The organism is Vibrio sp. Vb1554, assembly GCF_033344235.1.
This window is the reverse complement of record NZ_JAWPOJ010000007.1, coordinates 81,028-107,575: the sequence shown is the minus strand read 5'-3', so window position 1 is coordinate 107,575 and position 26,548 is coordinate 81,028. Positions and strand designations below refer to the sequence as shown.

Annotated in this window: 19 protein-coding genes; 11 read left to right on the top strand and 8 right to left on the bottom strand. The window is 44.3% G+C overall.

Features of this window, described 5'->3' with window-relative positions; translation table 11 throughout:
• The first annotated feature begins 178 nt into the window (after positions 1-178).
• From R8N28_RS08295 to R8N28_RS08275, 5 genes are all read left to right on the top strand, one after another.
• Complete coding sequence (locus R8N28_RS08295) at positions 179-1,144, top strand: ABC transporter substrate-binding protein (protein ID WP_065274714.1); 966 nt, start codon at positions 179-181, stop codon at positions 1,142-1,144.
• A 175-nt stretch (positions 1,145-1,319) separates the two neighbouring features.
• Positions 1,320-2,255, top strand: a complete 936-nt coding sequence (locus R8N28_RS08290; protein ID WP_012841584.1) for an ABC transporter permease — start codon at positions 1,320-1,322, stop codon at positions 2,253-2,255.
• The gene (locus R8N28_RS08285) at positions 2,252-3,046 is read left to right on the top strand and encodes an ABC transporter ATP-binding protein (protein WP_065274713.1); all 795 of its coding nucleotides are present in this window, start codon (positions 2,252-2,254) and stop codon (positions 3,044-3,046) included. The genes R8N28_RS08290 and R8N28_RS08285 overlap by 4 nt, the downstream gene beginning before the upstream one ends.
• 141 nt (positions 3,047-3,187) lie before the next feature.
• Positions 3,188-5,014 carry a maltodextrin glucosidase gene (gene malZ / locus R8N28_RS08280; RefSeq protein WP_005380814.1) on the top strand — a complete coding sequence of 609 codons (1,827 nt, stop codon included), beginning with the start codon at positions 3,188-3,190 and terminating at the stop codon, positions 5,012-5,014.
• Between the two features lie 174 nt (positions 5,015-5,188).
• Positions 5,189-6,649, top strand: coding sequence for a sensor domain-containing diguanylate cyclase (locus R8N28_RS08275; RefSeq protein WP_005380815.1), 1,461 nt, complete (start codon positions 5,189-5,191; stop codon positions 6,647-6,649).
• Positions 6,650-6,700: 51 nt separating this feature from the next.
• On the opposite strand, the gene dusC is transcribed toward R8N28_RS08275, so the two are convergent.
• Positions 6,701-7,660: a tRNA dihydrouridine(16) synthase DusC gene (dusC, locus tag R8N28_RS08270; protein ID WP_005380816.1), complete on the bottom strand. Its 960-nt coding sequence runs from the start codon at positions 7,658-7,660 to the stop codon at positions 6,701-6,703.
• A gap of 170 nt (positions 7,661-7,830) precedes the next feature.
• On the opposite strand from dusC, the gene R8N28_RS08265 reads away from it, so the two are divergent.
• Positions 7,831-8,439, top strand: a complete 609-nt coding sequence (locus R8N28_RS08265) for a YecA family protein (RefSeq protein ID WP_017821378.1) — start codon at positions 7,831-7,833, stop codon at positions 8,437-8,439.
• Positions 8,440-8,527: 88 nt separating this feature from the next.
• On the opposite strand, the gene dsbB is transcribed toward R8N28_RS08265, so the two are convergent.
• Together dsbB and nhaB are read right to left on the bottom strand one after the other, a co-directional pair.
• Positions 8,528-9,064: a disulfide bond formation protein DsbB gene (dsbB, locus tag R8N28_RS08260; RefSeq protein WP_017821379.1), complete on the bottom strand. Its 537-nt coding sequence runs from the start codon at positions 9,062-9,064 to the stop codon at positions 8,528-8,530.
• Between the two features lie 83 nt (positions 9,065-9,147).
• Positions 9,148-10,734, bottom strand: coding sequence for a Na(+)/H(+) antiporter NhaB (gene nhaB, locus R8N28_RS08255; RefSeq protein ID WP_005380822.1), 1,587 nt, complete (start codon positions 10,732-10,734; stop codon positions 9,148-9,150).
• Between the two features lie 639 nt (positions 10,735-11,373).
• Between nhaB and fadR the strand changes: the two genes are divergently transcribed.
• Positions 11,374-12,213 (top strand): fatty acid metabolism transcriptional regulator FadR, encoded by an 840-nt coding sequence (gene fadR / locus R8N28_RS08250; protein ID WP_005380824.1) that lies wholly within the window; start codon positions 11,374-11,376, stop codon positions 12,211-12,213.
• A 110-nt stretch (positions 12,214-12,323) separates the two neighbouring features.
• On the opposite strand, the gene R8N28_RS08245 is transcribed toward fadR, so the two are convergent.
• Together R8N28_RS08245 and metG are read right to left on the bottom strand one after the other, a co-directional pair.
• Entirely contained in the window at positions 12,324-13,133 is an 810-nt protein-coding gene (locus tag R8N28_RS08245; protein ID WP_025767216.1) for a hypothetical protein, read from the bottom strand.
• Positions 13,134-13,343: 210 nt separating this feature from the next.
• Positions 13,344-15,419 carry a methionine--tRNA ligase gene (gene metG / locus R8N28_RS08240; RefSeq protein WP_005387290.1) on the bottom strand — a complete coding sequence of 692 codons (2,076 nt, stop codon included), beginning with the start codon at positions 15,417-15,419 and terminating at the stop codon, positions 13,344-13,346.
• Between the two features lie 162 nt (positions 15,420-15,581).
• On the opposite strand from metG, the gene apbC reads away from it, so the two are divergent.
• From apbC to R8N28_RS08225, 3 genes are all read left to right on the top strand, one after another.
• Positions 15,582-16,658: an iron-sulfur cluster carrier protein ApbC gene (gene apbC, locus R8N28_RS08235; protein WP_065274712.1), complete on the top strand. Its 1,077-nt coding sequence runs from the start codon at positions 15,582-15,584 to the stop codon at positions 16,656-16,658.
• Positions 16,659-16,838: 180 nt separating this feature from the next.
• Positions 16,839-17,480, top strand: a complete 642-nt coding sequence (gene udk / locus R8N28_RS08230; protein ID WP_005380833.1) for a uridine kinase — start codon at positions 16,839-16,841, stop codon at positions 17,478-17,480.
• A gap of 188 nt (positions 17,481-17,668) precedes the next feature.
• Complete coding sequence (locus tag R8N28_RS08225; RefSeq protein ID WP_054576220.1) at positions 17,669-19,756, top strand: AsmA family protein; 2,088 nt, start codon at positions 17,669-17,671, stop codon at positions 19,754-19,756.
• A 62-nt stretch (positions 19,757-19,818) separates the two neighbouring features.
• Here the strand turns inward: R8N28_RS08225 and cobO are convergent, their stop codons facing one another.
• On the bottom strand, positions 19,819-20,424 hold the full coding sequence (gene cobO, locus R8N28_RS08220; protein WP_065274711.1) for a cob(I)yrinic acid a,c-diamide adenosyltransferase: 606 nt from the start codon (positions 20,422-20,424) through the stop codon (positions 19,819-19,821).
• Between the two features lie 117 nt (positions 20,425-20,541).
• Between cobO and R8N28_RS08215 the strand changes: the two genes are divergently transcribed.
• The gene (locus R8N28_RS08215; RefSeq protein WP_025767219.1) at positions 20,542-20,991 is read left to right on the top strand and encodes a low molecular weight protein-tyrosine-phosphatase; all 450 of its coding nucleotides are present in this window, start codon (positions 20,542-20,544) and stop codon (positions 20,989-20,991) included.
• A 60-nt stretch (positions 20,992-21,051) separates the two neighbouring features.
• Here R8N28_RS08215 and R8N28_RS08210 read toward each other — a convergent pair whose 3' ends face one another.
• Both R8N28_RS08210 and rne read right to left on the bottom strand, forming a co-directional pair.
• Positions 21,052-22,611 carry a SulP family inorganic anion transporter gene (locus tag R8N28_RS08210; RefSeq protein ID WP_005380840.1) on the bottom strand — a complete coding sequence of 520 codons (1,560 nt, stop codon included), beginning with the start codon at positions 22,609-22,611 and terminating at the stop codon, positions 21,052-21,054.
• Between the two features lie 332 nt (positions 22,612-22,943).
• Complete coding sequence (gene rne, locus R8N28_RS08205) at positions 22,944-26,009, bottom strand: ribonuclease E (protein WP_065274710.1); 3,066 nt, start codon at positions 26,007-26,009, stop codon at positions 22,944-22,946.
• Positions 26,010-26,548: the final 539 nt, after the last annotated feature.

The following is a 26,548-nucleotide window of genomic DNA, read 5'->3' as shown; positions in this document are numbered from 1 at the left end:
TTAGTGTTAAATCTTTCTTTTCTTTACTAAGACTTAGTAGTAATAATAAAAACAAGATGCGCAAGAAGTGCACAGTTATATGAACACAACAATACCGCCTTCAAACATTTGAATTCACGAGTCGATACACATATTGAAAGCTCGTGAAACAAGGACGAAGTCACATCAAGGAGTTATGATGAAAACGAAACGTTTATTAGCCACTGCCGTTCTATCAGCTACTGCTATTTTCTCTTCTACCAATGTACTGGCCGCCACTGCAACTGTCGCAGTTTCACAGATTGTCGAACACCCGGCGTTAGACGCGACGCGCCAAGGGTTACTTGATGGTTTGAAAGCGAAAGGCTACGAAGAAGGCAAAAATCTAGAATTTGATTATAAGACCGCACAGGGTAATCCAGCGATTGCGGTGCAAATTGCCCGTCAGTACGTCGGCGAAAATCCTGATGTGTTAGTTGGCATCGCGACACCTTCGGCACAAGCTTTGGTGTCGGCTAGTCGCTCTATTCCTGTTGTCTTTACTGCGGTAACAGATCCGGTTGGTGCGAAATTGGTTAAGTCGATGGAACAACCAGGTAAAAACGTAACTGGCCTGTCTGATCTTTCACCCGTTGCTCAGCATGTCGATCTCATCCAAGAAATTCTTCCTCAGGTGAAAAGCATCGGGATTGTATTTAATCCCGGTGAAGCTAATGCCGTGACTTTAGTTGAATTACTAAAAGAAAGCGCAAAAGCAAAAGGCATACAAGTGGTTGAAGCGACCGCACTAAAAAGTGCTGATGTTCAGTCTGCGACTCAAGCGATTGCAGCGAAATCAGACATTCTTTACGCCCCAACAGACAATACAGTTGCAAGTGCGATTGAAGGGATGATTGTGGCAGCGAATCAAGCGAAGAAACCTGTATTTGGTGGCGCGACGTCGTATGTCGAAAAGGGTGCAATTGCAGGCTTAGGTTTTGACTACTACCAGGTTGGTGTACAAACCGCGGATTATGTGGCGGCGATTCTTGATGGTCAAGAACCAGGCAAGCTGGATGTAAAAGTCGCGACGGGTTCTGACCTTGTAATTAATGAAAGCGCAGCATCTAAGCTCGGTATCAAGCTGCCAAGTTCTGTGGTTGAACGTGCGACAAGCATGCAATAAGTAACGTTCTTTTGGGGTAAAGACCGTCACGCTGGTTGGTAGAGGCTTGCCCCAAAATTGATACTCGCCAGACTTCTCGTGTAGAGCATTCTGCTAGAGAAGAAGGGGAGTATACGTTAGAAGTCTTACGTTCAGGTTGGTATTAGCCAGCCTGAGCATGCAGAAAGGAGCAGTTATGTCTGCATTTGCTTTTTTTGGTGCACTCGAAATTGGCTTGATTTATGGCCTAGTCGCTCTGGGTGTGTATCTTACGTTCCGTGTTCTCGACTTCCCCGATTTGAGTGTGGATGGCAGCTTTCCAATGGGAGCTGCGGTGGCTGCAACGGCGATTGTCGCAGGTATTAATCCTTGGCTTGCGACAATAATGGCGATGATAGCTGGTAGTATGACGGGGTGGGTAACCGCTTTTCTGGCTGTTCGGTGTGGTATTTTACACCTGTTAGCTTCCATTCTTACCATGATCGCTGCATTTTCAATTAATATTCGTATTATGGGCAAACCTAATATGGCGTTGCTTGGAGAGGATACGATTCTCACTCCGTTTGAAGCATTGGGCGATGCGATGTTTATTCGCCCTCTGGTTGTTGGGGTCTTAGTTCTTCTTTCCGCTTTCTTTGTCATTCGCCTGCTGAACAGCGACTTTGGTCTTGGTTTACGAGCCACGGGTGTGAATGCGCGTATGGTTTCTGCGCAAGGGGCGAGCACTGGCTTTTATACCTACTTTGGCTTGGCTTTATCTAACGGTTTTGTCGGATTCGCAGGCGCGTTGTTTGCACAAACGAACAGCTTTGCAGATGTGACCTCTGGCGTGGGCACCATTGTGGTTGGTTTGGCTGCTGTGATTTTGGGCCAGACCCTCATTCCGGGGCGAAAAATTTGGGTTGCGGTATTTGCTGTCATCATCGGTTCGGTACTTTATCGCCTTGCAGTGGCTTTCGCTTTGAGCTCTGGCATGTTTGGTTTACAAGCTTCAGACCTCAACCTGGTTACCGCAGTATTGGTGGCTGTGGCGCTTATTGCTCCAAAGCTAAAACAGAGCATGAGAGCGAAACAACGCGTTACTGATGCTAAACAAGCGGCATCAAAAAATGGTTCTGGGGAGGCATTATGATCGAACTAAATAATATTCAGGTCACGTTCAACCCTGGGACGATTTTGGAAAATCGTGCATTGAAAGGCGTCTCTTTAGAGGTTCCAGAGCATCAATTTCTTACCGTGATTGGTTCTAATGGCGCAGGAAAATCGACGTTGCTTGGTGCGGTGACAGGTGAGACGCCGATGATAGGTGGTCAGGTGATCATTGATGGCAAAGACGTCACCAAGCAGACGGTTGCCCAACGTGCAACGCAATGCGCCCGAGTGTTTCAAGATCCATTGGCCGGGACTTGTGGTGAACTGACGATAGAAGAGAACATGGCTCTCGCGCACATGCGTGGTAAAAAACGCAGCTGGGGGTTGGCGCTCTCTACCAAACGTCGCAAGCTGTTCCAAGAGCGAATTAGCATCCTCGGTCTTGGTTTAGAAGACCGCTTGGGCGATAGCATTGGGTTACTGTCTGGTGGACAACGACAAGCCGTTAGCCTTGTGATGGCGACGTTATCGGAGAGTAAGTTGTTATTGCTTGATGAACACACGGCTGCGCTTGATCCTCGTATGGCGGCGTTTGTTATCGACTTAACTAAACGTATTGTCGATGAGTTCAATTTAACAGTGATGATGGTGACGCATTCGATGAAAGACGCATTAGCATGTGGCGATAGGACCGTAATGCTTCACCAAGGTGAAATTGTGCTTGATGTGGCTGGAGAGCAGCGCACTAACATGCAAGTACCAGACTTGTTGGATATGTTCTCCAAAGTGCGTGGTGAAGAGCTGGCAGATGACAGTCTCTTGTTGAACTAAGCGGTATCCGACAAGTCACTACGCCTACTAAGTGTGATCCTCCTTGGGAAAATTGGCTGATATGTCAACTCGCAGGGAGGATTTCTTGTCTCTAATTCTTCAATAACATAGTGGCATATCCGATGACGAGGAGTGCCCATAATGAACCTGCCATTTATTTTTCATAGTCAAACTATTGATGGTTTAGCTTTTAATGACGAGCAAGTTACAGTCAGACTGAAAACCGAGACATTGGATTTTGATTCCGTCTATGTGCGTATTGAGCCGGACAATGAAGAATATCTGGTCGACATGGCTCAAGTAGGAACGGCTGGTGAATTATTACTATGGGAGGCATCGTTTCGACCAAATCAAGATCGAGATGTCACACATTATGTGTTTAAGCTCCTTAAAGACGGACAACAATACTGGCTCGATGCTCGAGGCGTACAAAAGCGTATTCCACCCAAAGAGTTCCACTTTAAGTTGAATGTAGAGCATCAACCACCAAGCTGGGTCCAAGAGCAAGTTTTCTATCAAATCTTTCCTGACCGTTTTTCTGCTAGTAAAAGTGAGTCTGATATTCGTCACGCTTATGCTCAGTATGATTCTGCATCGATCGTCAAGGTGTGGGGAGATGCGGTAGGCTCTCACCAAAATACCGGGGCACGTGAATTCTTTGGCGGCGACCTCAAAGGTGTGGAGCAAAAGTTGGACTATCTTGAACAGCTCGGCGTTACTGCGCTTTATTTTAATCCGATCTTTTCTTCACCAAGTAATCATAAATACGACACCACCGATTACTTCACTGTTGACCCTATGTTCGGCACTAATGATCAGTTTGCTGAACTGTGTGAGAAAATCCGTGGTAAGAATATGAAGATTGTCTTAGACGCGGTGTTTAACCACACGTCAGTGCATCATCCTTGGTTTGATATCCAACAAAAAGGAGAAGGAGCGTATGGCAATCCGCAGTCAAAGTTCCGTGATTACTACTTTTTCGAAGGTGAAACCAATCACTACATTGGTTGGAAAGGCATTGGTAACTTACCGGTTCTGAACTTTGAAAATGAACAGGTGCGCGACTACATCTACCAAAGTGAAGATTCTGTCATCAAGTATTGGCTGAAGCCACCGTACTTGGTTGATGGCTGGCGGTTTGATGTAATCCATATGCTTGGCGAAGGAGACGGCGCGAAAAACAATGCTCATTATGTGGCAGCGTTTCGTCATGCAACTAAGTCAGTAAACCCGAATGCTTATGTGTTAGGTGAGCACTTTTTTGAAGCAACGCAGTGGTTGCAAGGTGATCAAGAGGATGGGGCGATGAACTACTACGGTTTTGCTCATCCAGTCCGAGCTTTTATCGCACGACAAGATATTATGTACGATCCAATCAACATTGATGGTTTGGAGTTTAAAGCATGGTTGGACGAAGCCAGAGCAAAAATCCCATTTTCTAATCAGCTATCGCAGCTAAATCAACTCGATAGTCACGATACTGCTCGGTTTATCACATTGGTTGATGGTGATAAGCGTAAAATGAACATCGCGCTAGCAATGCTTATGACTTACGTTGGCACGCCTTGTATTTACTATGGGAGTGAAGTCGGTCTAGAAGGAGGGCTAGACCCGGATAATCGTCGTTGTTTTCCTTGGAATGAAATTGAAAGTTCACAATGGCTATCGCTTTACCAACAATGGATCAAGATCCGTAAACAATGTAAGCCTTTAGAGTCGGGCTGTATTCAATGGCTTCATTGTACTAACAACCAGTTGGCGTACGCACGTGTACTGGGTCGTGAAGCAGTCGTTGTAATGGTTAATCTCAGTGGTAATGAATGTTCAATCGATTTACCTATGTGGCAACTGGGCTTGGAGGTTAGCCAAGTTATATCGTTGTTAGATGACACAGAACAGGTTGATTATAAAGGTCATATCTCTGTCAATATGTCGGCACAGAGCTGCAAATTATGGCGACTAAAGTGACACCACACTCTATATTGATTAAACTCCTTTAATATATAAACGGTCTCAAACAGCGCGCACACATTTGTTTGGTCTCTTGTTATCTGGTGCTGCATTGCATGCGTCACCAGATAACGAGTATCAATTTAATAGCAGTCATAAGAGACTATTGACCTTTCATATGCATGGTACTCAATGGTAAACCAAAGGCGATTTAGCCTCTCATTTGTCATCTTTTTTCCTCTGGCGTTATTTGTAGTGGTTTTACTCGTGACAACGAAAAATTACTATGATGCGGTTAACCGCTATATCGATTCTGAGTATTCGCGTATCGAGCGTGCAATGTCTCGCGGTATTAAAGTACTCACGGCTTTAGATTACAGCTTCACCAACTATACCAATTACGCTAACCCACTGTTTGAAGAACATAATTCTTTAGTCAAAGAAGGGCTTTGTTATCTTTGGCCTATAGATGTGTTATTACTCGAAAGTGTTTATAGTGAAGGGTTACCTGCGGTTGACCTTGATTATATGATCGTAGGGGACGAAAGCTTATGTCAGCAAGGTTCAACGATTAACCAGTTAGCTGAACAAAAGGCGGGTTTTGCGCCGTCATTGTCATTTCTGCACGATATTGAATCGCACATTGTTGGAATTCATTACATTGACAAGCGCGGTTACGTTATCTCCTCACCCGATACCTACGCAAAAAATTTCACGAGAGAACTTTTGTCAACGCTAAAAGCCCGACCTTTTTGGCAAAAAACCGCGCAAGATAAAGTGAATATTACCTTGGCTGGACCAGGGCCAGTGTTGGACTCGATGGAAGGTCAAGTCATTAGTATGACGGTACCCGTCTATGAGAAAGGAGAACACCAAGGTGTTTTGTCTATTGATTTTGACATCAATACGCTCATGGCTTCGTCGCTAGGTCTTGTTGGTCAGTTTCATTTGGTTTCCAATTTACAATCCATTCCTTCAAACAGTACACGAATCAAACCAGTCGAATTAGAGCGATTGAGTGCGAATCACAGCATGTACTACGAGTACAACCTTTGGGATGAAGCTAAGAACCTAGCGGTTTTTGAAAAATACAGCCTTATTGTCGCACTATTTATTTACGTGCTGAGTACCGTCGTCTTGTTCTATGTGAATATGCATAGCGAGCGACGCTACTTTAAAGAACTGGCAGCAAGAGACCCAATGACCAGCTTATTGAATCGTCGAGGTATGCAAACCGTGTGGCGTAATAAGATGACAAAAAAACAGGTTGCTTTAGCAGTGTTCGATATTGATAACTTCAAGAAGATCAACGACACCTATGGTCATGATGTCGGTGATTCTGCAATTCAGCTTGTTGCAAAATGTATACGTGAAAATATTCGCCATACCGATGTTGCCTCAAGGTTTGGTGGCGAAGAGTTCGTTTTAGCGATTTATGACGAAGATTCAGAGGGCATTAAACTCATTTTAGACAGAGTAAAAAAGGCCATAGATGAGCGCTCGACACGCGTAACGAAAGAAGGCTTTACGATCTCTGGCGGTGTGGTGTTTAGTAAAGAGAGCCGAGTAGAAAACTTTGATGAATTGTTTAAAGCGGCGGATGAAAAGTTATATCAAGCCAAAAGTACCGGCAAAAATAAGATCTGTTACTAGGATTTAGATACAAAAAAGGACGAGATATTCGTCCTTTTTTGTGTTCGGGAGTTATGCAACCTGAGAGTTTAAGTCATCGCGGTAGCGTTGAATATGCTCAACAATTGGTGCGGCTTTGTTGAACGTTCTGATTTCTCTAAATAGGTCTTTTGCTTCAGGATAAGCTTGACGTAAGTAAGAGAACCATTGTTTTACGCGGTTTGGGTAATACAAGCCTTTATCGCCTTTCATCTCGAACTTGGAGTAATAGATGAGCAACTCAACCACCTCGGGCCATGACATTGGCTGGTGGTTATGTTTTACCATATTGCCTAAGTTAGGGATATTGAAAGCGCCTCGGCACACCATTAAAGAGCTAACGCCAGTCGTTTCAATGCAACGTTGACCGTCTTCATAATTCCAAATTTCACCATTCGCTATCAGTGGGATATCGAAACGTTCGCGAATTTGGTTGATGTAATCCCATTTTATCTCAGAAGCTTTATAACCACCTTGTTTAGTACGTGCGTGTACGGTCAGTTCATTTGCGCCAGCAGACTGAATGGCATCGACAATTTCAAAGCAATCTTCAGGGTTCTCCCAGCCAAGACGAATTTTTGCAGTTACGGGAATGGCTTCTGGAACGGCTTCTCGACAAGCTTTAACCACACGGTGAATGAGCTCTGGATGTTGGAGTAGCGCTGCTCCACCTTTACTTTTGTTGACCATTTTGGCTGGGCAACCAAAGTTTATATCAATGCCTCTTGCGCCAAGGTTTGCCGCTTTAATTGCGTTCTCAGCCATCCAGTTCGGTTCTTGTCCCAACAATTGCACATGTACTGGCACACCAGATGCAGTCTGAGAACCTTGCAACAGCTCTGGGCATAAACGGTGAAACACATGATCGGGTAATAGCTGGTCGATTACGCGAACAAACTCCGTAACACACAGGTCATAGTCGTTTATCTCGGTCAGGATTTGGCGCATCAAATGATCTAAAACGCCTTCCATTGGGCCTAGTACAACTCGCATAGCTTGCCTAATACAGTTTGGTGGTAAAAAGGAGGGCGATTGTAGCGATGTAAGTTAAGTTTGTCATTAAAAGAGTCGAAGCGCCCAATGCCGTCAAACACACAACGTTAGGTTACGTGCTTTTGAGCTCTGAGGTATAATGCCGCCAAATTTATGGGAAACCAGATGTCATGCAATACACATTGATTGAAAAAGGTGAAGTTCACGTCGATGAATCTTGCCTATTTATCGAAGGCGCAGTGTTAGCTGCGAATCTGACGACAAAACCACTCGCTCCTGAAAAGTGGTTAGAGCCGCTATTAGGTGAGGGATTCAAAGCGATTCAACCAGCTGTGGAAGAGCAAATTCACAAGCAGCATAACCGAATTCAACGAAACGAATATTCCGTGCTAGAGCTAACAGGCAAAGAACCTGAACAACTTGCTGATTTTGCCGAAGGCTTTATGTCTGTTTGGCCAATGATTGAAGAACAGTGGCAAGACGTTGAGCTCAATGATGGATTACAGCGTATGCTGCAAGCATTACTGACCACTTTGATGCTGGCGATCGATGAGCCAGCAACGCAGCAACAGATGCGCGACGCAGGTATTGAAACGCCACCGGCCCTGACAGATTTAGTCGACCAGCTTGATTTAATGGTCGGTGAAGTCGCGCTGGGCGCGGATGAGTTGATGGTAGGCAATAAAGCTCAAAGCCTAAACCCATTCAAAGGTATCGGGCGCAATGATCTCTGTCCTTGTGAGAGCGGAAAAAAATTCAAGCAGTGCTGTGGTCAATAACGTGGCTAAGTCGAATCGCCGCGCTATCCACTTAACAAAAAGCCGACCAGATGGTCGGCTTTTTGTTAATTTTTACGCGTCAGTAGGATTAACGAATTGGATTAACGCGTTTTGCAGGGAAGAATTGTGCAATTACAATTAATGCCAAAGCGATTAAATTACCTGCAAAAATTACGACTAACCATTGTGGCATTGATAAATCAAGGAACTGCCATACAACCTTAGAGCAATCACCATATGCTTCAAACATCCAAGGAACCCACTGATTGAGCGGAGCCCAGCTAGGGAATGTGACGAATAAATCGCAAGTCGCGAATGGTGATGGATTAAACTGGTAGTCAACGTGCTGCATCGCAAGTAACAAACCCTTGTAAGCACTTAATCCCCAGCCTATCAAACCTAGCCAGCGGAAAATTGGGTTCTTGGGTGCCAATATACCAACCATTGCAGCGACGCCCACTCCCATCATCGCGACTCTTTCATAAATACACATGACACATGGTGCAAGCATCATGACGTGCTGAAAATAGAGGGCACATGCTTCAAAGAAAACGACGAATAGCAGAAGCAGTAGCCACGATAAACGTCCCTTTGAAAACTGGTTAAGTGAATTTAAAATAGTCACGTTTTTGTTCCTGTCTGAAATAGAAAAAGCTCTGAATACTCAGAGCTTTTTATCGTGGATAAGTTTCCTAATCAACTCAAATTTTAGTGACCACCGGATACTACGGGAGTCAGATCACCACTATGAGGTAAAATCCAACCAGCTTCGTAGAAAGAAGCGGTTGCAGGCTCTAGGAAGAACATGATTCCCATCAGACCGACAATCGCAAGAACGACGGTGTAAGGCAGCGCCATGATAACCATTCGACCGTAAGACAGGCGAATTAATGGAGCGAGAGCCGATGTGAGTAAGAATAGGAATGCCGCTTGACCGTTTGGCGTTGCAACAGAAGGCAGGTTAGTACCAGTATTGATTGCCACCGCCAGTAAGTCGAACTGATCACGAGTAATGAGGCCTTCAATGAGTGCAGTTTTTACTTCATTGATGTAAACCGTACCAACGAACACGTTATCCGACACCATAGATAATAAGCCATTCGCCACATAGAACAGAGCTAGCTGAGTACCTTTATCTTCAACGGCAAGCACCGCATCAATGACTGGTTTAAACAGCTCTTGGTCAATGATTACAGCAACGATCGAGAAAAATACTGCAAGCAGTGCAGTGAAGGGCAGGGCCTCTTCAAACGCTTTCCCCATGGAGTGCTCTTCAATGACACCAGTAAATGCGGTCGCTAAAATGATCACAGAAAGGCCAATTAAGCCGACAGCCGCTAAGTGCAAAGCGAGTGCAACGATCAACCAAACCGCAATAAGACCTTGAACCCATAGTTTTGCGACATCTTGATTTGTTCGCGTTTTACGCTCTTCACGGTCAAAATCGACGAGGATCTGACGAACGTTGTTAGGAAGCTTCGCGCCGTAGCCAAACACTTTAAGCTTTTCAACTAAAGCACAAGTGATGAGACCACAGAAAAATACAGGGAGTGTCACTGGAGACATACGGATTAGGAATTCACCAAACAACCAACCCGCTTGGTCTGCAATAATTAAGTTTTGAGGTTCACCAACCATCGTGGTTACGCCACCTAAGGCAGTACCTACACCAGCATGCATCAACAAAGAGCGCAAAAAGGCACGATAGTTTTCTAGGTCATCACGCGTTAGTTCAGTGATCGTGTCATCTTGTGTATGGTCATGGTCACCGATAGGGTTACCAGACGCCACTTTGTGATAGATAGAGTAAAAGCCGATCGCCACGCTGATAACAACGGCGATAACCGTCAAGGCATCCAAAAACGCAGACAAAAATGCCGCAGCAAAGCAGAACGCGAGTGATAGTAGGGTTTTAGAGCGAATGCCAAGTAAAATTTTGGTAAAAATGAACAGCAATAGCTGCTTCATGAAGTAGATGCCCGCAACCATAAATACCAGAAGTAGCAGTACTTCGATATTTGCTACTAATTCGTGCTTAACTTGCGCAGGGCTAGTCATGCCGATAGCAATGGCTTCAATAGCAAGTAAACCGCCAGGTTGTAATGGGTAGCATTTTAATGCCATTGCTAGCGTGAAAATAAATTCAGCGACCAACAACCATCCAGCTACAAATGGGTTTATTAGGAAGAATACAATCGGGTTAATTATTAAGAAGGCTATAATGGCAACTTTGTACCAATCAGGCGCTTTACCAAGGAAGTTCTTGATAAAAGCGTTTCCGAGCGATATCGGCATGATAATTCTCTTTATAACAAAATTATGAATAGACACTACAATAGTGCTTAAGTATCTGTTTGTTAGACTTATTAACTAGTCTTTAAAAACAATAACTTAGTAAAACAACAATCCTTTGTTTATTGTAGTCTTGCCAAGTTACTTCCCCTGAACTCAAGCACCGCTCACTTTCGACCGCAAACTCTACACTCAGGCATTTATTAGTCAATAACAAAACGTGATGCTACCGACTAAAATGACTTTTTAAATGTAATAACGCGATCAAAACGGCGTTACTATACCATGAAAGTCTTAAAAAAATCCTCTTGGATTTTAAATGACGGTCAGTGACGAGAAAAGGCAAATTAAGAAAGAATATTAACTGTGATATACAAAGTAATTTTTCATATTTTGAATATAAAAATGTGACACGGTTGTCTTTATTTCTCCGAGATTTGTGAGCTGTTTAATTAAATGAAAATTCATATTTTACTGCTTTCGCTCGCATGTTAGAGCCTCTTAAATTGACACAACATATAGAGTATTAACTCTATGTTATGGAGTCGTTTTCACTATTGATCGTAAATTTTCTCAAACCGCTAAGTAGTGGTATGATGAGTAGTATCGACCCTCAGAAATCAATATTGGATAAAAAGTAGAATGGTCATAAAGGCGAAAAGCCCTGCGGGATTCGCAGAAAAATATATTATCGAGAGCATTTGGAACGGCCGTTTTCCTCCAGGCTCAATTTTACCTGCTGAGCGCGAGCTGTCCGAACTGATTGGTGTTACTCGAACGACTTTAAGAGAGGTTCTTCAACGACTAGCCCGTGATGGATGGCTGACTATCCAGCACGGCAAACCTACGAAAGTTAACCAATTTATGGAGACCTCTGGTCTGCATATTTTGGATACTTTAATGACGCTAGACGTTGATAATGCGACAAACATTGTAGAAGATCTGCTTGCGGCACGTACTAACATCAGTCCTATCTTTATGCGCTATGCATTTAAAGCGAACAAAGAGAGCTCTGAGCGTACAATTAAGAACGTAATCGAATCTTGTGAAGCTTTAATGAATGCGGCTTCCTGGGACGAATTCATCGCTTCCTCGCCGTATGCCGAAAAAGTTCTGCAGAATGTGAAAGAAGATAACGAGAAAGATGAAGCGAAGCGTCAAGAAATCTTGATTGCTAAAACGTTCAACTTTTACGATTATATGCTTTTCCAGCGCCTAGCATTCCATTCAGGAAATCAAATTTACGGTTTGATCTTTAATGGTTTGAAGAAGCTCTACGATCGTGTCGGTAGCTACTACTTCTCAAATCCAGCTTCTCGTGAGCTAGCTCTGAAGTTTTACCATCAATTGCTCGAAACTTGTGAAAGTGGCCAGCGTGAGCAACTACCAGTAGTGATTCGTCATTATGGTATGGAAAGTGCGTTGATCTGGAACGAAATGAAAAAGCAATTACCAACGAACTTCACGGAAGACGACAGCTAAGCGCTGACAAGTTGAATAAACGAAAACCGCAGTGCCTTAGGCCTGCGGTTTTTTTGTTTTTATTTATAAGTCGGCGACGGACCTAGCACCAATAATAAGGTATGGAACGTTTATCCTGCTAGCGAGAGTCTGGGTAACGGTAGATATAATGACTCTACGACATCTGAAAGGACATGGTCGTAAGTATTGAAGATGGTCAATGACAAGTCCGATGTGACGCCATAAAGCTCTGCTTCTGTTAAGTCGACATGACTCCCTGTCACGTATTCATTTAGCGTCTGTATTGAGCGCGTGGAAGCAGGAGAGGTAATGCTAAGTGGAGCGATAACCGCTAGTTGGTTTAGCTTACGCATCATGACCGATGCATAGTTTTTGAAACGCTCATTTCCGCCTTGTTCTCCTAAATCTTGAATGCTGATTCGTAACTGAGTCAGGGTCTCCAAGCTATCCATAATGTTTTGCCAGTTCATGTGATACTCATTATGCAAGTCATCTCTTTGCTCAACCGCTAGCCATGCGATGGTTACTTCATCCATCAAGAACAAGCAATGACGAATCAACTTACCATGCTCCATCTGGTTTCTTGCAACACTATGGTCATCCCATTGTTCAAGTAGTTTCCCTACTTTAATCTGTAATACGCGATACATGGGTTTGTTTTCAAACCGTGAGGTTTCGACTAAAAGATGAAGCTTGTTGGTGAGATCGTTATGAAGGACTTCTAATTCTTGTTCGTTATTTTGTTGAAATTGAAGTGAGTAGTGCGTCGCAGCTCGATGGCGTCTCAGCAGATGAACAACATCTCGTAATAATGTTAACAGCTGATATTTGCGCGCATGTTGCTGCTCTCGTTTAGAAGATAAGTGATATATTCCGGCTAAAATAGCGATGGACAATAGTGTGGAAATCAAAACAAACATAACCAACTCCTTGTTAGTGTTTGGACCTAACAAGGAAGATTGCAGTTTTGATGCCACTAATTAAATTCTATTAAAACAGTAATTTAGGATTGTGATGGGAGAGGTGCTGTACAAGTTTGGTGCACAAATTCCCCAAAAGTGTGAATTCAGTCAAAAAAAGTCCCCGCTGAACTGGCGAGGACTTTTTAAATTTGATTGTAAAGCTACAACTTACATTACGCGCATACCAGGTTGAGCGCCTTCGTGTGGCTCAAGGATCCACAGGTCACTACCACCAGGGCCTGCCGCTAGGATCATACCTTCAGACATACCAAACTTCATCTTACGAGGTTTTAGGTTTGCTACCATTACCGTTAGCTTACCTTCTAGCTCTTCAGGTTTGTAAGCTGACTTGATGCCAGAGAATACCTGACGAGTTTCACCACCGATGTCCAATTGGAACTTAAGCAGTTTGTTGGCTTTTGGTACTTCTTCACAAGAGATGATGCGAGCGATACGCATATCTACTGCAGCAAAAGCATCGAACTCAATCTCTTCAGCGATTGGTTCTTTGTCTAGCTCGGTTTGGCTAGCCTTGTTCTTTTCCGCTTCAGCTTTCTCTTTCGCCGCCATTTCTGCCGCCGCATCTTCTTTAGACGCTTCGATCATCGCTTCAACATTCTTCGGATCGATACGGTTGAACAGTGCTTTGAACTTAGTGATCTCGTGGCCTGTTAGTGGAGCAGCGATGTTTTCCCAAGTTAGCTCTTGGTTTAGAAACGCTTCAGTACGCGCAGCTAGCGATGGCATTACTGGTTTCAGGTAAGTCATCAGTACGCGGAATAGGTTGATACCGACAGAACAGATGTCTTGTAGTTCCTGATCTTTGCCTTCTTCTTTTGCTACAACCCACGGTGCTTTTTCATCAACGTATTGGTTAGCTTTGTCTGCCAATGCCGTGATTTCACGGATTGCACGACCAAACTCACGCGTTTCGTAAAGCTCAGCGATACGGTCAGCAGCAGCAACAAATTCGTTGTAAAGTTCAGGCTCTGCAAAGTTGTCAGACAGTTTGCCTTCAAAACGTTTCGCGATGAAACCTGCGTTACGAGATGCCAGGTTAACGATCTTGTTAACAACGTCAGCGTTTACGCGCTGAGTGAAGTCTTCAAGGTTAAGATCTAGATCGTCGATACGGCTGTTTAGCTTCGCAGCGTAGTAGTAACGTAGACACTCAGGGTCTAGGTGCTCTAGGTAAGTGCTTGCTTTTACGAACGTACCTTTAGACTTCGACATTTTTGCGCCGTTTACGGTTACGTAACCGTGTACGAATACGTTGTTAGGCTTGCGGAAGCCAGAACCTTCTAGCATTGCTGGCCAAAATAGGCTGTGGAAGTAAACGATGTCTTTACCGATGAAGTGGTACAGCTCTGCTGAGCTGTCTTTTTTCCAATACTCGTCGAAATCTAGGTCGTCGCGCTTGTCACATAGATTTTTGAAAGAGCCCATGTAGCCGATAGGCGCGTCTAGCCATACGTAGAAGAATTTGTTCTTCTCACCAGGGATCTCGAAGCCAAAGTATGGTGCATCACGTGAGATATCCCATTGCTGCAAGCCAGATTCGAACCATTCTTGCATTTTGTTCGCTGTTTCAGCTTGTAGCGAGCCAGAGCGAGTCCACTCTTTTAGCATGCTTTCAAACTGAGGCAGGTCGAAGAAGAAGTGCTCTGAATCTTTCATTACTGGCGTTGCACCAGAAACCGCAGATTTAGGATTGATCAGTTCTGTTGGGCTGTAAGTCTCACCACAGTTGTCACAGTTGTCACCGTACTGGTCTTCAGACTTACATTTTGGACAGGTACCTTTTACGAAACGGTCCGGTAAGAACATCTCTTTTTCTGGATCGAACAGCTGAGAGATAGTTCGGCTAGAGATAAAGCCATTTTTCTTCAACTCAAGATAAATGTGTGACGCTAGCTCACGGTTCTCATCTGAGTGTGTGCTGTGGTAGTTATCAAAGCTGATATCAAATCCAGCGAAGTCTTTTTGGTGCTCTTCGCTAACTGCGGCAATCATTTCTTCAGGAGTAATACCCATCTGTTGCGCTTTAAGCATGATTGGCGTGCCGTGAGCATCGTCAGCACAGATGAAGTTTACAGTGTTGCCGCGTAGGCGTTGGTAACGAACCCAAATGTCCGCTTGGATATGCTCAAGCATATGACCAAGGTGGATCGAACCGTTAGCGTACGGAAGGGCACAAGTTACCAGCATTTTCCTTGACGGAAAGTTTTTTGGATCGTTTGCCATACTTAATATTCGCTTTTCTTGATAGGTATAAATAAATTTTGATGGATAATACTACCCCATGAACTGACTAACTCCAAGGTGTCAAACTGCGGAATGCCTTAGTTTTTTTGGGGTTCTGGTTGAGCCTGGACGGTGGTAGCATGACATCTAAAAGGAGGGCTTATGCATCAGTTCACTTCAAAACAAGATTTTTGTCACTGGTTTAACCAATTCCAACATCCACAGTTGGTGGAAAACTGGGCAGATATTCATGGCGCAATTTCGATTACGACACAGGGTTCTATTGATATAACGTTGCCATTCGCAAGTAATGAGCTTCAAACCGTACTGCATGACTGGATCAAACAGCAGCAAGCCTCGGGTAAAGTGGCTGAATTCCCATTTAATATTCGCCTTGGAGTTAAAGCTTTAGAAACTCAAGTGGCTAACTCGGTTAAGGGTGTTAAGAACATCGTTGCCGTCAGTTCTGCGAAAGGTGGCGTTGGTAAATCTACTACCGCAGTTAACTTAGCGTTGGCGATTGCTCAATCTGGGGCGAAAGTGGGATTGTTGGATGCAGATATCTATGGTCCGTCTGTACCTATGATGTTGGGGCAAGAAGATGCTAAACCAGAAGTTCGTGATAGCAAGTGGATGGAACCCATTTTTGCTCACGGCATCTATACTCATTCTATCGGTTATTTGGTGGATAAATCAGAAGCGGCGATATGGCGCGGTCCAATGGCTTCAAAAGCATTGTCGCAGTTATTAACTGAAACAGATTGGCCAGATTTGGATTATTTGGTGATTGATATGCCGCCCGGTACGGGGGATATTCAATTGACTCTGTCACAACAAATTCCGGTAACAGGTAGCGTGCTAGTCACAACACCGCAAGATTTAGCCCTTGCCGATGCAAGGAAGGGAGCGGCAATGTTTAACAAAGTCCATGTCCCGGTTATTGGTGTTGTGGAAAACATGAGTTATCACATTTGTAGTCAATGTGGCGCGAAAGAGCATATTTTTGGTATGGGCGGAGCTGAAAAAATGTCGCAAGAATTTGGCTTAGCATTGTTAGGACAAATTCCGCTTCATATCTCTATGCGAGAAGATATTGACGCTGGCGTGCCAACGGTAGCAAGACGCCCAGAAAGTGAGCATGCAGGGTATTATAAGCAACTTGCCGATCGCGTATGTAGCACGATGTTTTGGCAAGGCAAAGCAAAACCAGATGCGATTAGCTTTACAATGGTGAACTAAGTTTACTATGCCTGTTGGTTGATAATTGCACATTTTAACGTTTGCTCGGAGGTTAATCCTCTGAGCAGGCAGAAACTTATGACTAAACCCTAATTCCAACTAGTAACTATGGGGTGAACTCCCTATAATCAGGCAGTTTATCTTTTTATGTGACTAGAAATCATCATCGGGTGCAAACTAATGTCTGATAATAATCAATGCGTCATCGTAGGTATTGCTGGCGCTTCTGCTTCTGGAAAAAGTCTGATCGCGAGCACTATTTATAATGAGCTTCGCGCGAAAGTAGGCGATCATCAAATCGGTGTCATCACGGAAGATTGCTACTACAACGACCAAAGCCACCTAAGCATGGAAGAGCGAGTAAAGACGAACTACGATCACCCGAGTGCGTTGGACCACGACCTACTGTGTGAGCACCTAGAAAAATTGGTACGTGGTGAAGCAGTAGAAGTGCCTGAGTACAGCTACACTGAGCACACAAGAACAATTAACACCACCACAATGACACCTAAAAAGGTGATCATTCTAGAAGGTATCCTTCTTCTTACAGACCCTCGTCTTCGTGATTTGATGCATGCGACAGTATTTATGGACACACCGTTAGATATTTGCTTGCTTCGCCGTGTTAAGCGTGATGTGGAAGAACGAGGCCGAACTATGGAGTCTGTTCTTAAGCAATACCAACAAACAGTACGTCCGATGTTCATGCAGTTTATCGAACCTTCTAAGCAATATGCGGACATTATTGTTCCTCGCGGTGGTAAAAACCGTATCGCAATTGATGTATTAAAAGCTCACATTGCAAGACTTTTGAAAGCTTAAGCCTATAGACGGCTATATCGCTTTATTTTTAAGAGAAGAAGTGGCACCTTAAGTGCCACTTCTTTTTTTGTTTTTAAATTAGTCAGTTGCAGGTTAAAACCAGACACTTTTCACGCTTTTGTGGAACTGTCAGCGGTAAATGGAGTCTGCGCTTATAATTGTAAAAACACTCGAGCAAGGAAAAACAAATGAAGAAACTGCTCTTAATTCTAGCAATACCGATTGTGGTCATTTTGGTCGCAATTTTAGCGTTAACCATCTTCGTCAATCCGAATCAGTTTAAACCCCTTATTGTTGAGCAAGCACAAAAGCAAACGGGATTAGAGTTGGTGATTGAAGGGGATATCAGTTGGCAATTTTTCCCATCGATTGGCTTTGAGTTGGGACATACAGAATTGCGAAACCCACAAGGCTTTAGTAAACCCAATTTATTCAAAGTTGATACCGTTGGTGTAGACATCTCTGTTATGCCACTTTTTAGTCAACAGCTTGAAATTGGAAACGTCACGCTTGATGGTGCTGAGTTCTACATTGAAACCAAGAAAGATGGCAGCAAGAATATTGATGCATTGACGAAAGCCCAAACACAACAAGCAGAACAAGAGAGCAATGCTGCGCCTACGCAAAATGGTGAAACGCAAACTTCTGGTTCTGAGTGGAGTATTAATCTTGCTGGCGTTACGGTTTCTAACGGTTCATTAGAAATGCAGGATAAGCAAGCCGGTAGTTACACCAAACTTTATGATATTTCATTAAACCTTTCCGAATTCGCTTTTGACAACTGGACAACGGCTGATTTTGGCGTGAAGGGCGAAATGAACGACCAAAAGTTCACCGCGAAAGGTCAGGCAGACTTTAAGCTAGAAAAAGGTTTGGCAAACTACGCGCTAAAGAACATCAACTTTGATGCGACATACTCTGACCCTGCCAATAAAATTGAATCGGCAACGATCGGTTTAGACACGTTTGAATTCGATAAAGTAAATAACCTGACTTATGCCATTAAGGGTGACGCTGGTGGTATGAAGTTAGATATGCAGGGTGCTGGTCAACTTAGCGTGGACAAGGCTATCAGCAAAGTACAGTTGGATAAGTTAACTCTTAAATCGACTTTTGAGGGTGATGCCTTACCTCAGTCCCCGATGAAAGTCGACATGGTGTCTGATCTGTCTTTCGACCTAACGAAAAACCATCTGAGTTTTGTTCTAGAGAAGTTAACAGCGAATGCTATCGCCTTAGATGGTAAGGCTGATGTGGCACTCGGTGATATTCCTAAAGTACGCTTTGCTCTCCATAGCCCCAATATCGATCTTGATGAGTTCTTAGGGTTAGATAAGCAAGCTGCCGAAGGTAATAAGCCTGCTTCTGGTGGCGAGAGTGCTCCTGCCGGACCTGAGGTTGAGCCTGATTTGTCTGCGTTGAAAACGTTAGATGTAAAGGGTGACATTACCATCGACAAATTCAAAGCGGCAAATGCGAAGATGGAAGCGGTAAAAACGAGCTTCACTGTAAATCGTGGCGTGTTTGAGCTTACATCTTTTAGTTCGAAGTTGTACCAAGGCTCAATCTCAGCGACAGCGAAGTTAGATGCACGCCAATCACCAGCGACTTACAGTGTTAAAAAGTCAATCAAAGGCGTGAAAGTTCAACCGCTACTTATAGACGTTGCTGAAAACGACAAACTTGAAGGGACAGGTAACATTGATGTGAATGTTACAGGTAAGAGTCTCACGCCTACCGGTATCAAGAAGAATCTATCTGGTACGGTTGTTATCAATTTTGCTGACGGTGCGGTGAATGGCATCAACGTTGCTCAGTTGATTCGTGAAAACTATGCGAAATTTAAAGGGCAAAAAGTTGAAGGCACCAATGTAGCTAAGAAAACAGACTTCAGTGCGATGACGGCGACATTGAAACTCAACAAAGGTGTAGTATCAACGGATAATATGCAAGCTCAGTCTCCATTGTTACGTGTTCGTGGTAAAGGTACCGCAAACTACATCAATGAAACAGTCGACTTTACTATCAGCACGTCAGTTGTAGGCAGCCTAGAAGGCCAGGGCGGTAAAGATATAGATGAGCTGAAAGACATCACGATTCCAATCAATGTGTCTGGTAAGTGGGCAGATCCTAAATTCAAGCTCGTATTCGATGATGTTCTGAAGCAGAAAGCTCAAAAAGAAATCGATCGTGGCGTGGAGAAGCTAACGGACAAAATCAAAGACGAGAAAACCAAAGATGCGGTCGATGGTTTATTGAAGAATCTTTTCAACTAACCGTGCGTGAAAATCAAAAGGGTTGGCATTTTGCCAACCCTTTTTAAATTACTCTGCGAGTGTTACCAATCGACGCCTTTGAGGGCTTTTACGCCAGATTCAAATGCGTGCTTTACATTTTTCACTTCAGAAACGGTATCGGCCATTTCAATCAGGGTTCGATGTGCGCCACGCCCAGTAATAATAACCGACTGCATTTTAGGTCTGTTGCTCAGTGCTTCGACCACTTCGTCTAAGTCGATGTAGCCGTAGCTCACCATATAAGTTAGCTCGTCAAACAAGATGACATCGATAGAGTCGTCTTGCAGCATGCGCTTACATTCTTGCCATACGCCTTGCGCTGCTTCGGTATCAGCGGCTTTGTTTTGAGTTTCCCACGTAAAGCCGGTTGCCATTACTTGGAATTCAACGCCGAGTTTCTCAAGTAGGTTGCGCTCACCGTTGTCCCAAGTACCTTTAATAAACTGCGCGACAGCACAATTCAAACCATGACCCACTGCGCGTGCGATCGTACCGAATCCTGATGTCGATTTACCTTTACCATTTCCGGTAATGATCAGTAGCAGACCTTTTTCCTCTTTAGCAGCAGCGATTTTTGCGTCTACCTGTTCTTTGACTTTTTGTTGGCGAGCTTTATGGCGTGCTTCTTTATTTTCTTCGATAGACATAATACTTCCTCAATTCCTTTTCGTGCTGTGCCCAAGCTAATTTGGGTTCATTGATTTATCTCGCTATGATAGACCAACATATCGTGAAGAAAAACCACCGATAATTCAGGGAATAAAATGAAGAAAATACTTGTTGTTTGTATGGGAAACATTTGTCGGTCACCAACTGGAGAGGCAGTGTTAAGAGCGAAAGCTCAAAAGCTAGGCGTTGAAGTAGAGGTTGATTCGGCAGGTACAATTGGCTACCACGCAGGAAACCGACCGGATTCAAGAGCGATGGCAGCAGGAAAGCAGCGAGGTTATTCTTTTAAAGGAATGCAAGCGCGCCAAGTCACCATTGATGACTTTGAAAAGTTTGACCTTATATTAGCCGCAGATAAAGCAAATTTGGCCGATTTATTGGATATTTGTCCGTTGAAGTATCGACACAAAGTATCGTTATTTTTAAGTCATTCTGAGTCAGGTTACGACGAAGTCCCGGACCCATATTATGGTGGGGAAGATGGCTTTGAACTGGTGCTTGATTTAATCGAAGAGGCATCAGACGCAATTTTGAAGAAGCTATAATCGCCGTGCTTGAAGACAATAGAAAAAGGGATGAGCTCAGCTCATCCCTTTTTATTCGTGTTAACCCGCTAGTATGTCGGTTGCGACTTTGTAGCTTGGGTCTTCCTTCACGTTAATTTCAACCAAGCTGCCAGCTTTGTCCAAAAGTTTACGACAATCTGGGCTTAGGTGACGAAGGTGCAGCGTTTTACCTTGAGCATTGTAACGCTCAGCCAGTGTTTCAATGGCTTCAATTGCAGAGTGATCTGTCACGCGAGAGTCTGCAAAATCGACAATCACATCTTTTGGATCTTCAGGCGCGTTAAACAACTCCAGGAAGTTAGCCGCAGAGCCAAAGAAAATAGGGCCGTGAATCTTGTACTCTTTTGAACCTTCCTCGTTTAAGCACGTGTCGGCATAGATGTGCTTAGCGTGTTGCCATGCAAACATTAATGCAGAAACGATAACACCAACCGCTACGGCAACAGCAAGGTCAGTAAGAACAGTGACAACGGTCACAAGAACAATAACGAAGAAGTCTTGCTTCGGTACGCGGCGTGCTAGCTTAAATGTTGCCCATTCGAATGTACCAATGACAACCATGAACATCACACCAACCAGAGCAGCGAGTGGGATCATTTCAATTAGCGAAGAAGCGAATAAGATAAACATCAATAGAGCGATAGCCGCAACGATACCAGATAGACGGCCGCGACCACCTGAGTTTACGTTGATCATCGACTGACCAATCATCGCACAACCACCCATTGCGCCAAACACAGAACACGTCATGTTTGCCATACCTTGACCGATACATTCGCGGTTAGATTGACCACGAGTATTCGTCATCTCATCTAAAACTGTCAGTGTTAGTAGAGATTCAATTAGACCAATGGCCGCTAGAATGATCGCGTATGGAAGAATGATTTGTAGAGTTTCTAGCGTAAATGGCACCGCCGGAATAGAGAAGGTCGGCAGTGAACCTGCGAGTGTTGCCGCTTCATCACCAGACATTGTACGCAGGAAGTCAACAACAGTACGAGTTTCCAGATCCAAACCAACCACTAAAGCAGTCACCGTTACGATTGCAACAAGTGAAGAGGGTACAGCCGTTGTGATTTTTGGTAGAAAGTGAATGATTGCCATAGTTAGCGCAACCAAACCAAGCATTAGTAGCATTTGGTCTTGTGGTAGCCAAGTAAGCATGCCGTTGATATCTGGCGCTTTAAACTGACCCAACTGAGCTAGGAAGATAACAATAGCCAGACCGTTCACAAAACCAATCATCACAGGGTGAGGCACGATACGGATGAACTTACCCAATTTAAACATACCAGCGGCAATTTGAAGTATACCAGCGAGCATGATGGCTGCGAATAGGTACTGGACACCGTGAGTCGCGACAAGCGAAACCATTACGACTGCCATGGCACCTGTTGCACCAGAGATCATGCCGGGACGACCACCGAAAATGGAAGTAATAAGACCAACGATGAATGCAGCGTAAAGACCGACCATCGGATCTACGCCTGCGACGAACGCAAATGCGACAGCTTCAGGAACCAATGCTAGCGCAACGGTTAAGCCTGATAGCACATCATTTTTTACGGAGTGCTTAGAAAATTGGGGAAATTCGAACATGTTTGTTTTTAAGTTCTCTTTGCAATGAGTTAAACCCGACACATATTCGTATTTGCACAAGCCACTGAGTGGTTGATTTCTAATCAAACATTGCAGTGTAAACCGTAGTATTAAAAGAGCAGCATCAGAATGGTGTCGAAAACTTGAGTCGGCGCATGCTACCGAAAAGTGTGATTAAGTTCAAGAATGATACGAATAATGGCGTACAAATGTGATCACGAATTGGTATTTATATGAACAATTTATTGGGCAAATATGAAGATAAAAAAGGCTACCAGATGGTAGCCTTTAATTTATTTATGCCGTTAAGCAGTTGAACGTAATGATTTAGCCTAGTTAAAGTTAGGCTTTGTCATCTCTGCTGATGCGCGGTTTTTAGCCACTTGGCTACCCGCACCTTTAGCTTGGTAACGTTCGGTTTTGAACGGTGCTGCTGCAACCGTGATTTCGCGTAGCTCTTGAGGGCCAGGTGCTTTCGTCATCGGTGCGCTAGCGTTTAGCTTAGCCGCAACTTTAATGGCTTCGACTTTAGGCTCTGGTTTATCTACTGGCGCTTCGGCTACAATCTCTTTTGCTGCTTCAACGATAGGCTCTTCAGTAGGTGCCGTTTCTACAATGGCATCAACCGGTTCAGCATGTTCAGTTACAGGAGTTTCAACGATAGGCTCTACCGATGCTGTTTCTACTACTGCCGATTCAGCTTTTTCTGCGATTACTGTTTCAACAACAGGTGCTTCTACTACTGGAGCTTCCACTTTCGCTTCAACGGTTTCTTGAACCTTGTGTTCAACAACTGGCGCATCTGTTACGACAGGTTGCTCGCGACGAATAATCACTTTACCCATTGCCATTTCTGGACACGCAAAGCCACCTTGGATTGTAGGTACTGCTGCTACAGCTTCTTCCTTAACTCGCTCTTCCTTCTTAGGTGCTGGTTTCGGAATGTAACGTGGCATTACTTTACCCATAGCCATTTCAGGAGAAGCGACACCTCCCTTACGTAGGCGGAACGGGTTAGGGCGGCGATCACGGCCACGGCGACGACGCTGGCCGCTTGCACGCAGGTGACGTGGCGAACGACGATTACGACGTTGCTTAGACTCTGCTTGCTTGTTGTCTTGCTGTGCCTCTACCGCTGCTTCTGTTGGCTTTTCAACTTTAGCTTCAACCGTTTCTTGAGTCTTAACCGTTGTTTCTTCGGCTTTCTTCTCAATAGCTTCTTGGTCCTTAACGCGTACAGACTTGTTCAATTTGCGACGTTGGCGGCGCTCTTTCACTTTTTCTGCTTTCGCATTTTGCTGCTTCGGTTTGCTCTCTTCTGGTTTTGTTTCAGTACGAGCTTCCGCTGCTAGCTGCAGACCTTTTTCCGCTACTTTTGCGTTTGCTTTCTGCTCTTGGGCTTTATCTGCCTGTTGAGCTTTAGGTTTACGCTTTTGGTTACGGTTTTGCGGTTTATTTGTTTGTTGTTGAGCTTCGTTTTGCTCATTCGCTTGCTCATCACGAGGCTTACGACGACGTCGGTTATCGCGATTATCACGATTATCGCGCTGGTTGTTATTGCGACGACGATCGTTGCGATCACGCTTGTTACGTCGATTATCGCGATTTGGTTTTTTCTCTTCCTGAGGTTTCTGTTCTTCTTTTGTTTCTTCAGAACCACCGAATAGGAAGCTACCAAGTGCTTTAAACAGACGGCTGAACAATCCAGGTTTCTCTTCTTGTTCAACGTTTTGTTCTTTCTTCTTCGCCTCAGGAGCTGGTTTAGCTGCTGGTGCAGGTGCGGTTTGAGACGGAGCAGCAAAGCCTTTAAGAACTGGCTCTTCAATTCGTTTTGGTTTTACGTCAACTTCCGCTGGCTCTTTACCTTCTGCTTCTTTCATTGCTTCCAGTTTCTTAGGAAGTAAGTAAGAAATCAGATCGAACTCTTCGCCTTCACGAACACGGATAACTTCAAAGTGCGGTGTTTCCATATCAGAGTTAGGAACAACCGTAATTTTCACTTCTTGAATGCGTTCGATATGGTTTACTGAACGACGTTTTTCGTTCAATAAGTAAGAGGCGATTGGCACAGGTACGACTGCAAGTACTTGTGCTGTGTTGTCTTTTAGCGCTTCCTCTTCAATTAAACGAAGTACAGAAAGTGCTAGAGATTCGTTGTCGCGAACGACACCAGTTCCGCTACAGCGAGGACAGATGTGGTGGCTTGCTTCTGCTAGAGAAGGGCTCAAGCGCTGGCGTGACATCTCCAACAAACCAAAGCGAGAAATACGACCGATTTGTACACGAGCGCGGTCAAGGCGAACGGCTTCACGTAGACGGTTTTCTACTTCTCGTTGGTGACGAACTGGGGTCATATCGATAAAGTCGATAACCACTAAGCCACCTAAGTCACGTAGACGTAATTGGCGAGCAATTTCGTCGGCTGCTTCTAGGTTCGTGTTTAGAGCTGTTTCTTCAATATCGCCGCCCTTGGTTGCACGAGCAGAGTTGATATCGATAGACGTTAGTGCTTCAGTCGGGTCAATAACAATAGAACCACCAGATGGCAGACGCACTTCACGTTGGAAAGCCGATTCAATTTGGCTTTCGATTTGGTAGTGGCTGAATAGTGGAACTTCGCCTTCATATTTCTTAACGCGGTTAAGGAAATCAGGGCGCACCAATTGAATGTGCTCTTTTGCACGTTCGTAGATGGTGTTGCTATCAATTAAGATTTCGCCAATATCACGACGCAAATAGTCACGGATTGCACGAACGATAACGTTACTTTCTTGGTGGATTAAGAATGGAGCAGGGTTAGAGTCCGCTGCACCTTTGATTGCACCCCAGTGGTTAAGTAGTACATTCAAATCCCACTCAAGTTCTTCAGCACTCTTGCCAACGCCAGCAGTACGTACGATTAGGCCCATGCCCTGAGGCAGTTCCAAAGTACTTAATGCGGCTTTTAGTTGAGTACGCTCGTCACCTTCGATTCGACGAGAAATACCGCCAGCACGAGGGTTGTTAGGCATCAGAACAAGGTAACTACCGGCAAGAGAAATGAAAGTAGTAAGAGCTGCGCCCTTGCTTCCACGTTCTTCTTTTTCCACTTGAACGATAACTTCTTGGCCTTCCGTTAGCACTTCTTTGATGCTTGGACGACCTTGGTAGGTGTAACCTTCAGGGAAATATTCGCGGGCAATTTCTTTGAGAGGGAGGAAACCGTGACGCTCGGCGCCGTAATCAACAAATGCGGCTTCTAAGCTTGGTTCGATACGTGTGATACGTCCTTTGTAGATATTCGCTTTTTTAGATTCATGCCCTGGACTCTCGATATCAAGATCGAAAAGTCGCTGGCCATCAACCAGAGCGACACGCAACTCTTCTTTTTGAGTTGCGTTAATTAACATTCTTTTCATTGAAAATTCTCGTTGTCTTTTCTTTTATATCTTTCTTGTCGACTTGCCACTGTTTTTTCGCTCTTTCACGGTGCCTGATCCCATGGCTTGTATTTTGCAGCCTCCCGGCTGGAAGGGGATGCTCTCGGGCACTTCAGTCATCACAAGCCTCTTGTGGTTTCTGTTGGAAACGTAGACTTGTGACCCGCTATTTGGGCGGTAGGTACTCAACGTGAATATGCGAGGAGTAGGGTGGCAAGAGTGTTGAATTCGATGTGTCTCACGCCAATGCTGCACTCGACCTTCAACGATCTACTCACATTGCTTGAGGATAAATGATTGGTAATGAATAAAATGTAACCAAACCTTCCTTAGCAGCTGTGAACTATAGCAGTGCGCGTGGCTATCAGCAATCTGCTTTCACGCAAACGATAGAAAATTTGCCGCTAAACTCAAAATTTCTATTTTATAACTGGCTGTTTCATAAGCAATTGAGATGTGCAAACTGTTCAAGACAGAAAACAAATTGAGAACTTGATTGAGAGTTTTAATAATTTAAA

What these genes read in the sequence shown, in the direction of transcription:
- apbC (WP_065274712.1), top strand. Translation starts at nt 15,582, where the DNA reads ATGCATCAGTTCACTTCAAAACAAGATTTTTGTCACTGGTTTAACCAA.
- R8N28_RS08225 (WP_054576220.1), top strand. Translation starts at nt 17,669, where the DNA reads ATGAAGAAACTGCTCTTAATTCTAGCAATACCGATTGTGGTCATTTTG.
- fadR (WP_005380824.1), top strand. Translation starts at nt 11,374, where the DNA reads ATGGTCATAAAGGCGAAAAGCCCTGCGGGATTCGCAGAAAAATATATT.
- metG (WP_005387290.1), bottom strand. Translation starts at nt 15,419, where the DNA reads ATGGCAAACGATCCAAAAAACTTTCCGTCAAGGAAAATGCTGGTAACT.
- udk (WP_005380833.1), top strand. Translation starts at nt 16,839, where the DNA reads ATGTCTGATAATAATCAATGCGTCATCGTAGGTATTGCTGGCGCTTCT.
- R8N28_RS08275 (WP_005380815.1), top strand. Translation starts at nt 5,189, where the DNA reads ATGGTAAACCAAAGGCGATTTAGCCTCTCATTTGTCATCTTTTTTCCT.
- rne (WP_065274710.1), bottom strand. Translation starts at nt 26,009, where the DNA reads ATGAAAAGAATGTTAATTAACGCAACTCAAAAAGAAGAGTTGCGTGTC.
- nhaB (WP_005380822.1), bottom strand. Translation starts at nt 10,734, where the DNA reads ATGCCGATATCGCTCGGAAACGCTTTTATCAAGAACTTCCTTGGTAAA.
- R8N28_RS08265 (WP_017821378.1), top strand. Translation starts at nt 7,831, where the DNA reads ATGCAATACACATTGATTGAAAAAGGTGAAGTTCACGTCGATGAATCT.
- malZ (WP_005380814.1), top strand. Translation starts at nt 3,188, where the DNA reads ATGAACCTGCCATTTATTTTTCATAGTCAAACTATTGATGGTTTAGCT.
- R8N28_RS08285 (WP_065274713.1), top strand. Translation starts at nt 2,252, where the DNA reads ATGATCGAACTAAATAATATTCAGGTCACGTTCAACCCTGGGACGATT.
- R8N28_RS08295 (WP_065274714.1), top strand. Translation starts at nt 179, where the DNA reads ATGAAAACGAAACGTTTATTAGCCACTGCCGTTCTATCAGCTACTGCT.
- R8N28_RS08210 (WP_005380840.1), bottom strand. Translation starts at nt 22,611, where the DNA reads ATGTTCGAATTTCCCCAATTTTCTAAGCACTCCGTAAAAAATGATGTG.
- dusC (WP_005380816.1), bottom strand. Translation starts at nt 7,660, where the DNA reads ATGCGAGTTGTACTAGGCCCAATGGAAGGCGTTTTAGATCATTTGATG.
- R8N28_RS08245 (WP_025767216.1), bottom strand. Translation starts at nt 13,133, where the DNA reads ATGTTTGTTTTGATTTCCACACTATTGTCCATCGCTATTTTAGCCGGA.
- R8N28_RS08215 (WP_025767219.1), top strand. Translation starts at nt 20,542, where the DNA reads ATGAAGAAAATACTTGTTGTTTGTATGGGAAACATTTGTCGGTCACCA.
- R8N28_RS08290 (WP_012841584.1), top strand. Translation starts at nt 1,320, where the DNA reads ATGTCTGCATTTGCTTTTTTTGGTGCACTCGAAATTGGCTTGATTTAT.
- cobO (WP_065274711.1), bottom strand. Translation starts at nt 20,424, where the DNA reads ATGTCTATCGAAGAAAATAAAGAAGCACGCCATAAAGCTCGCCAACAA.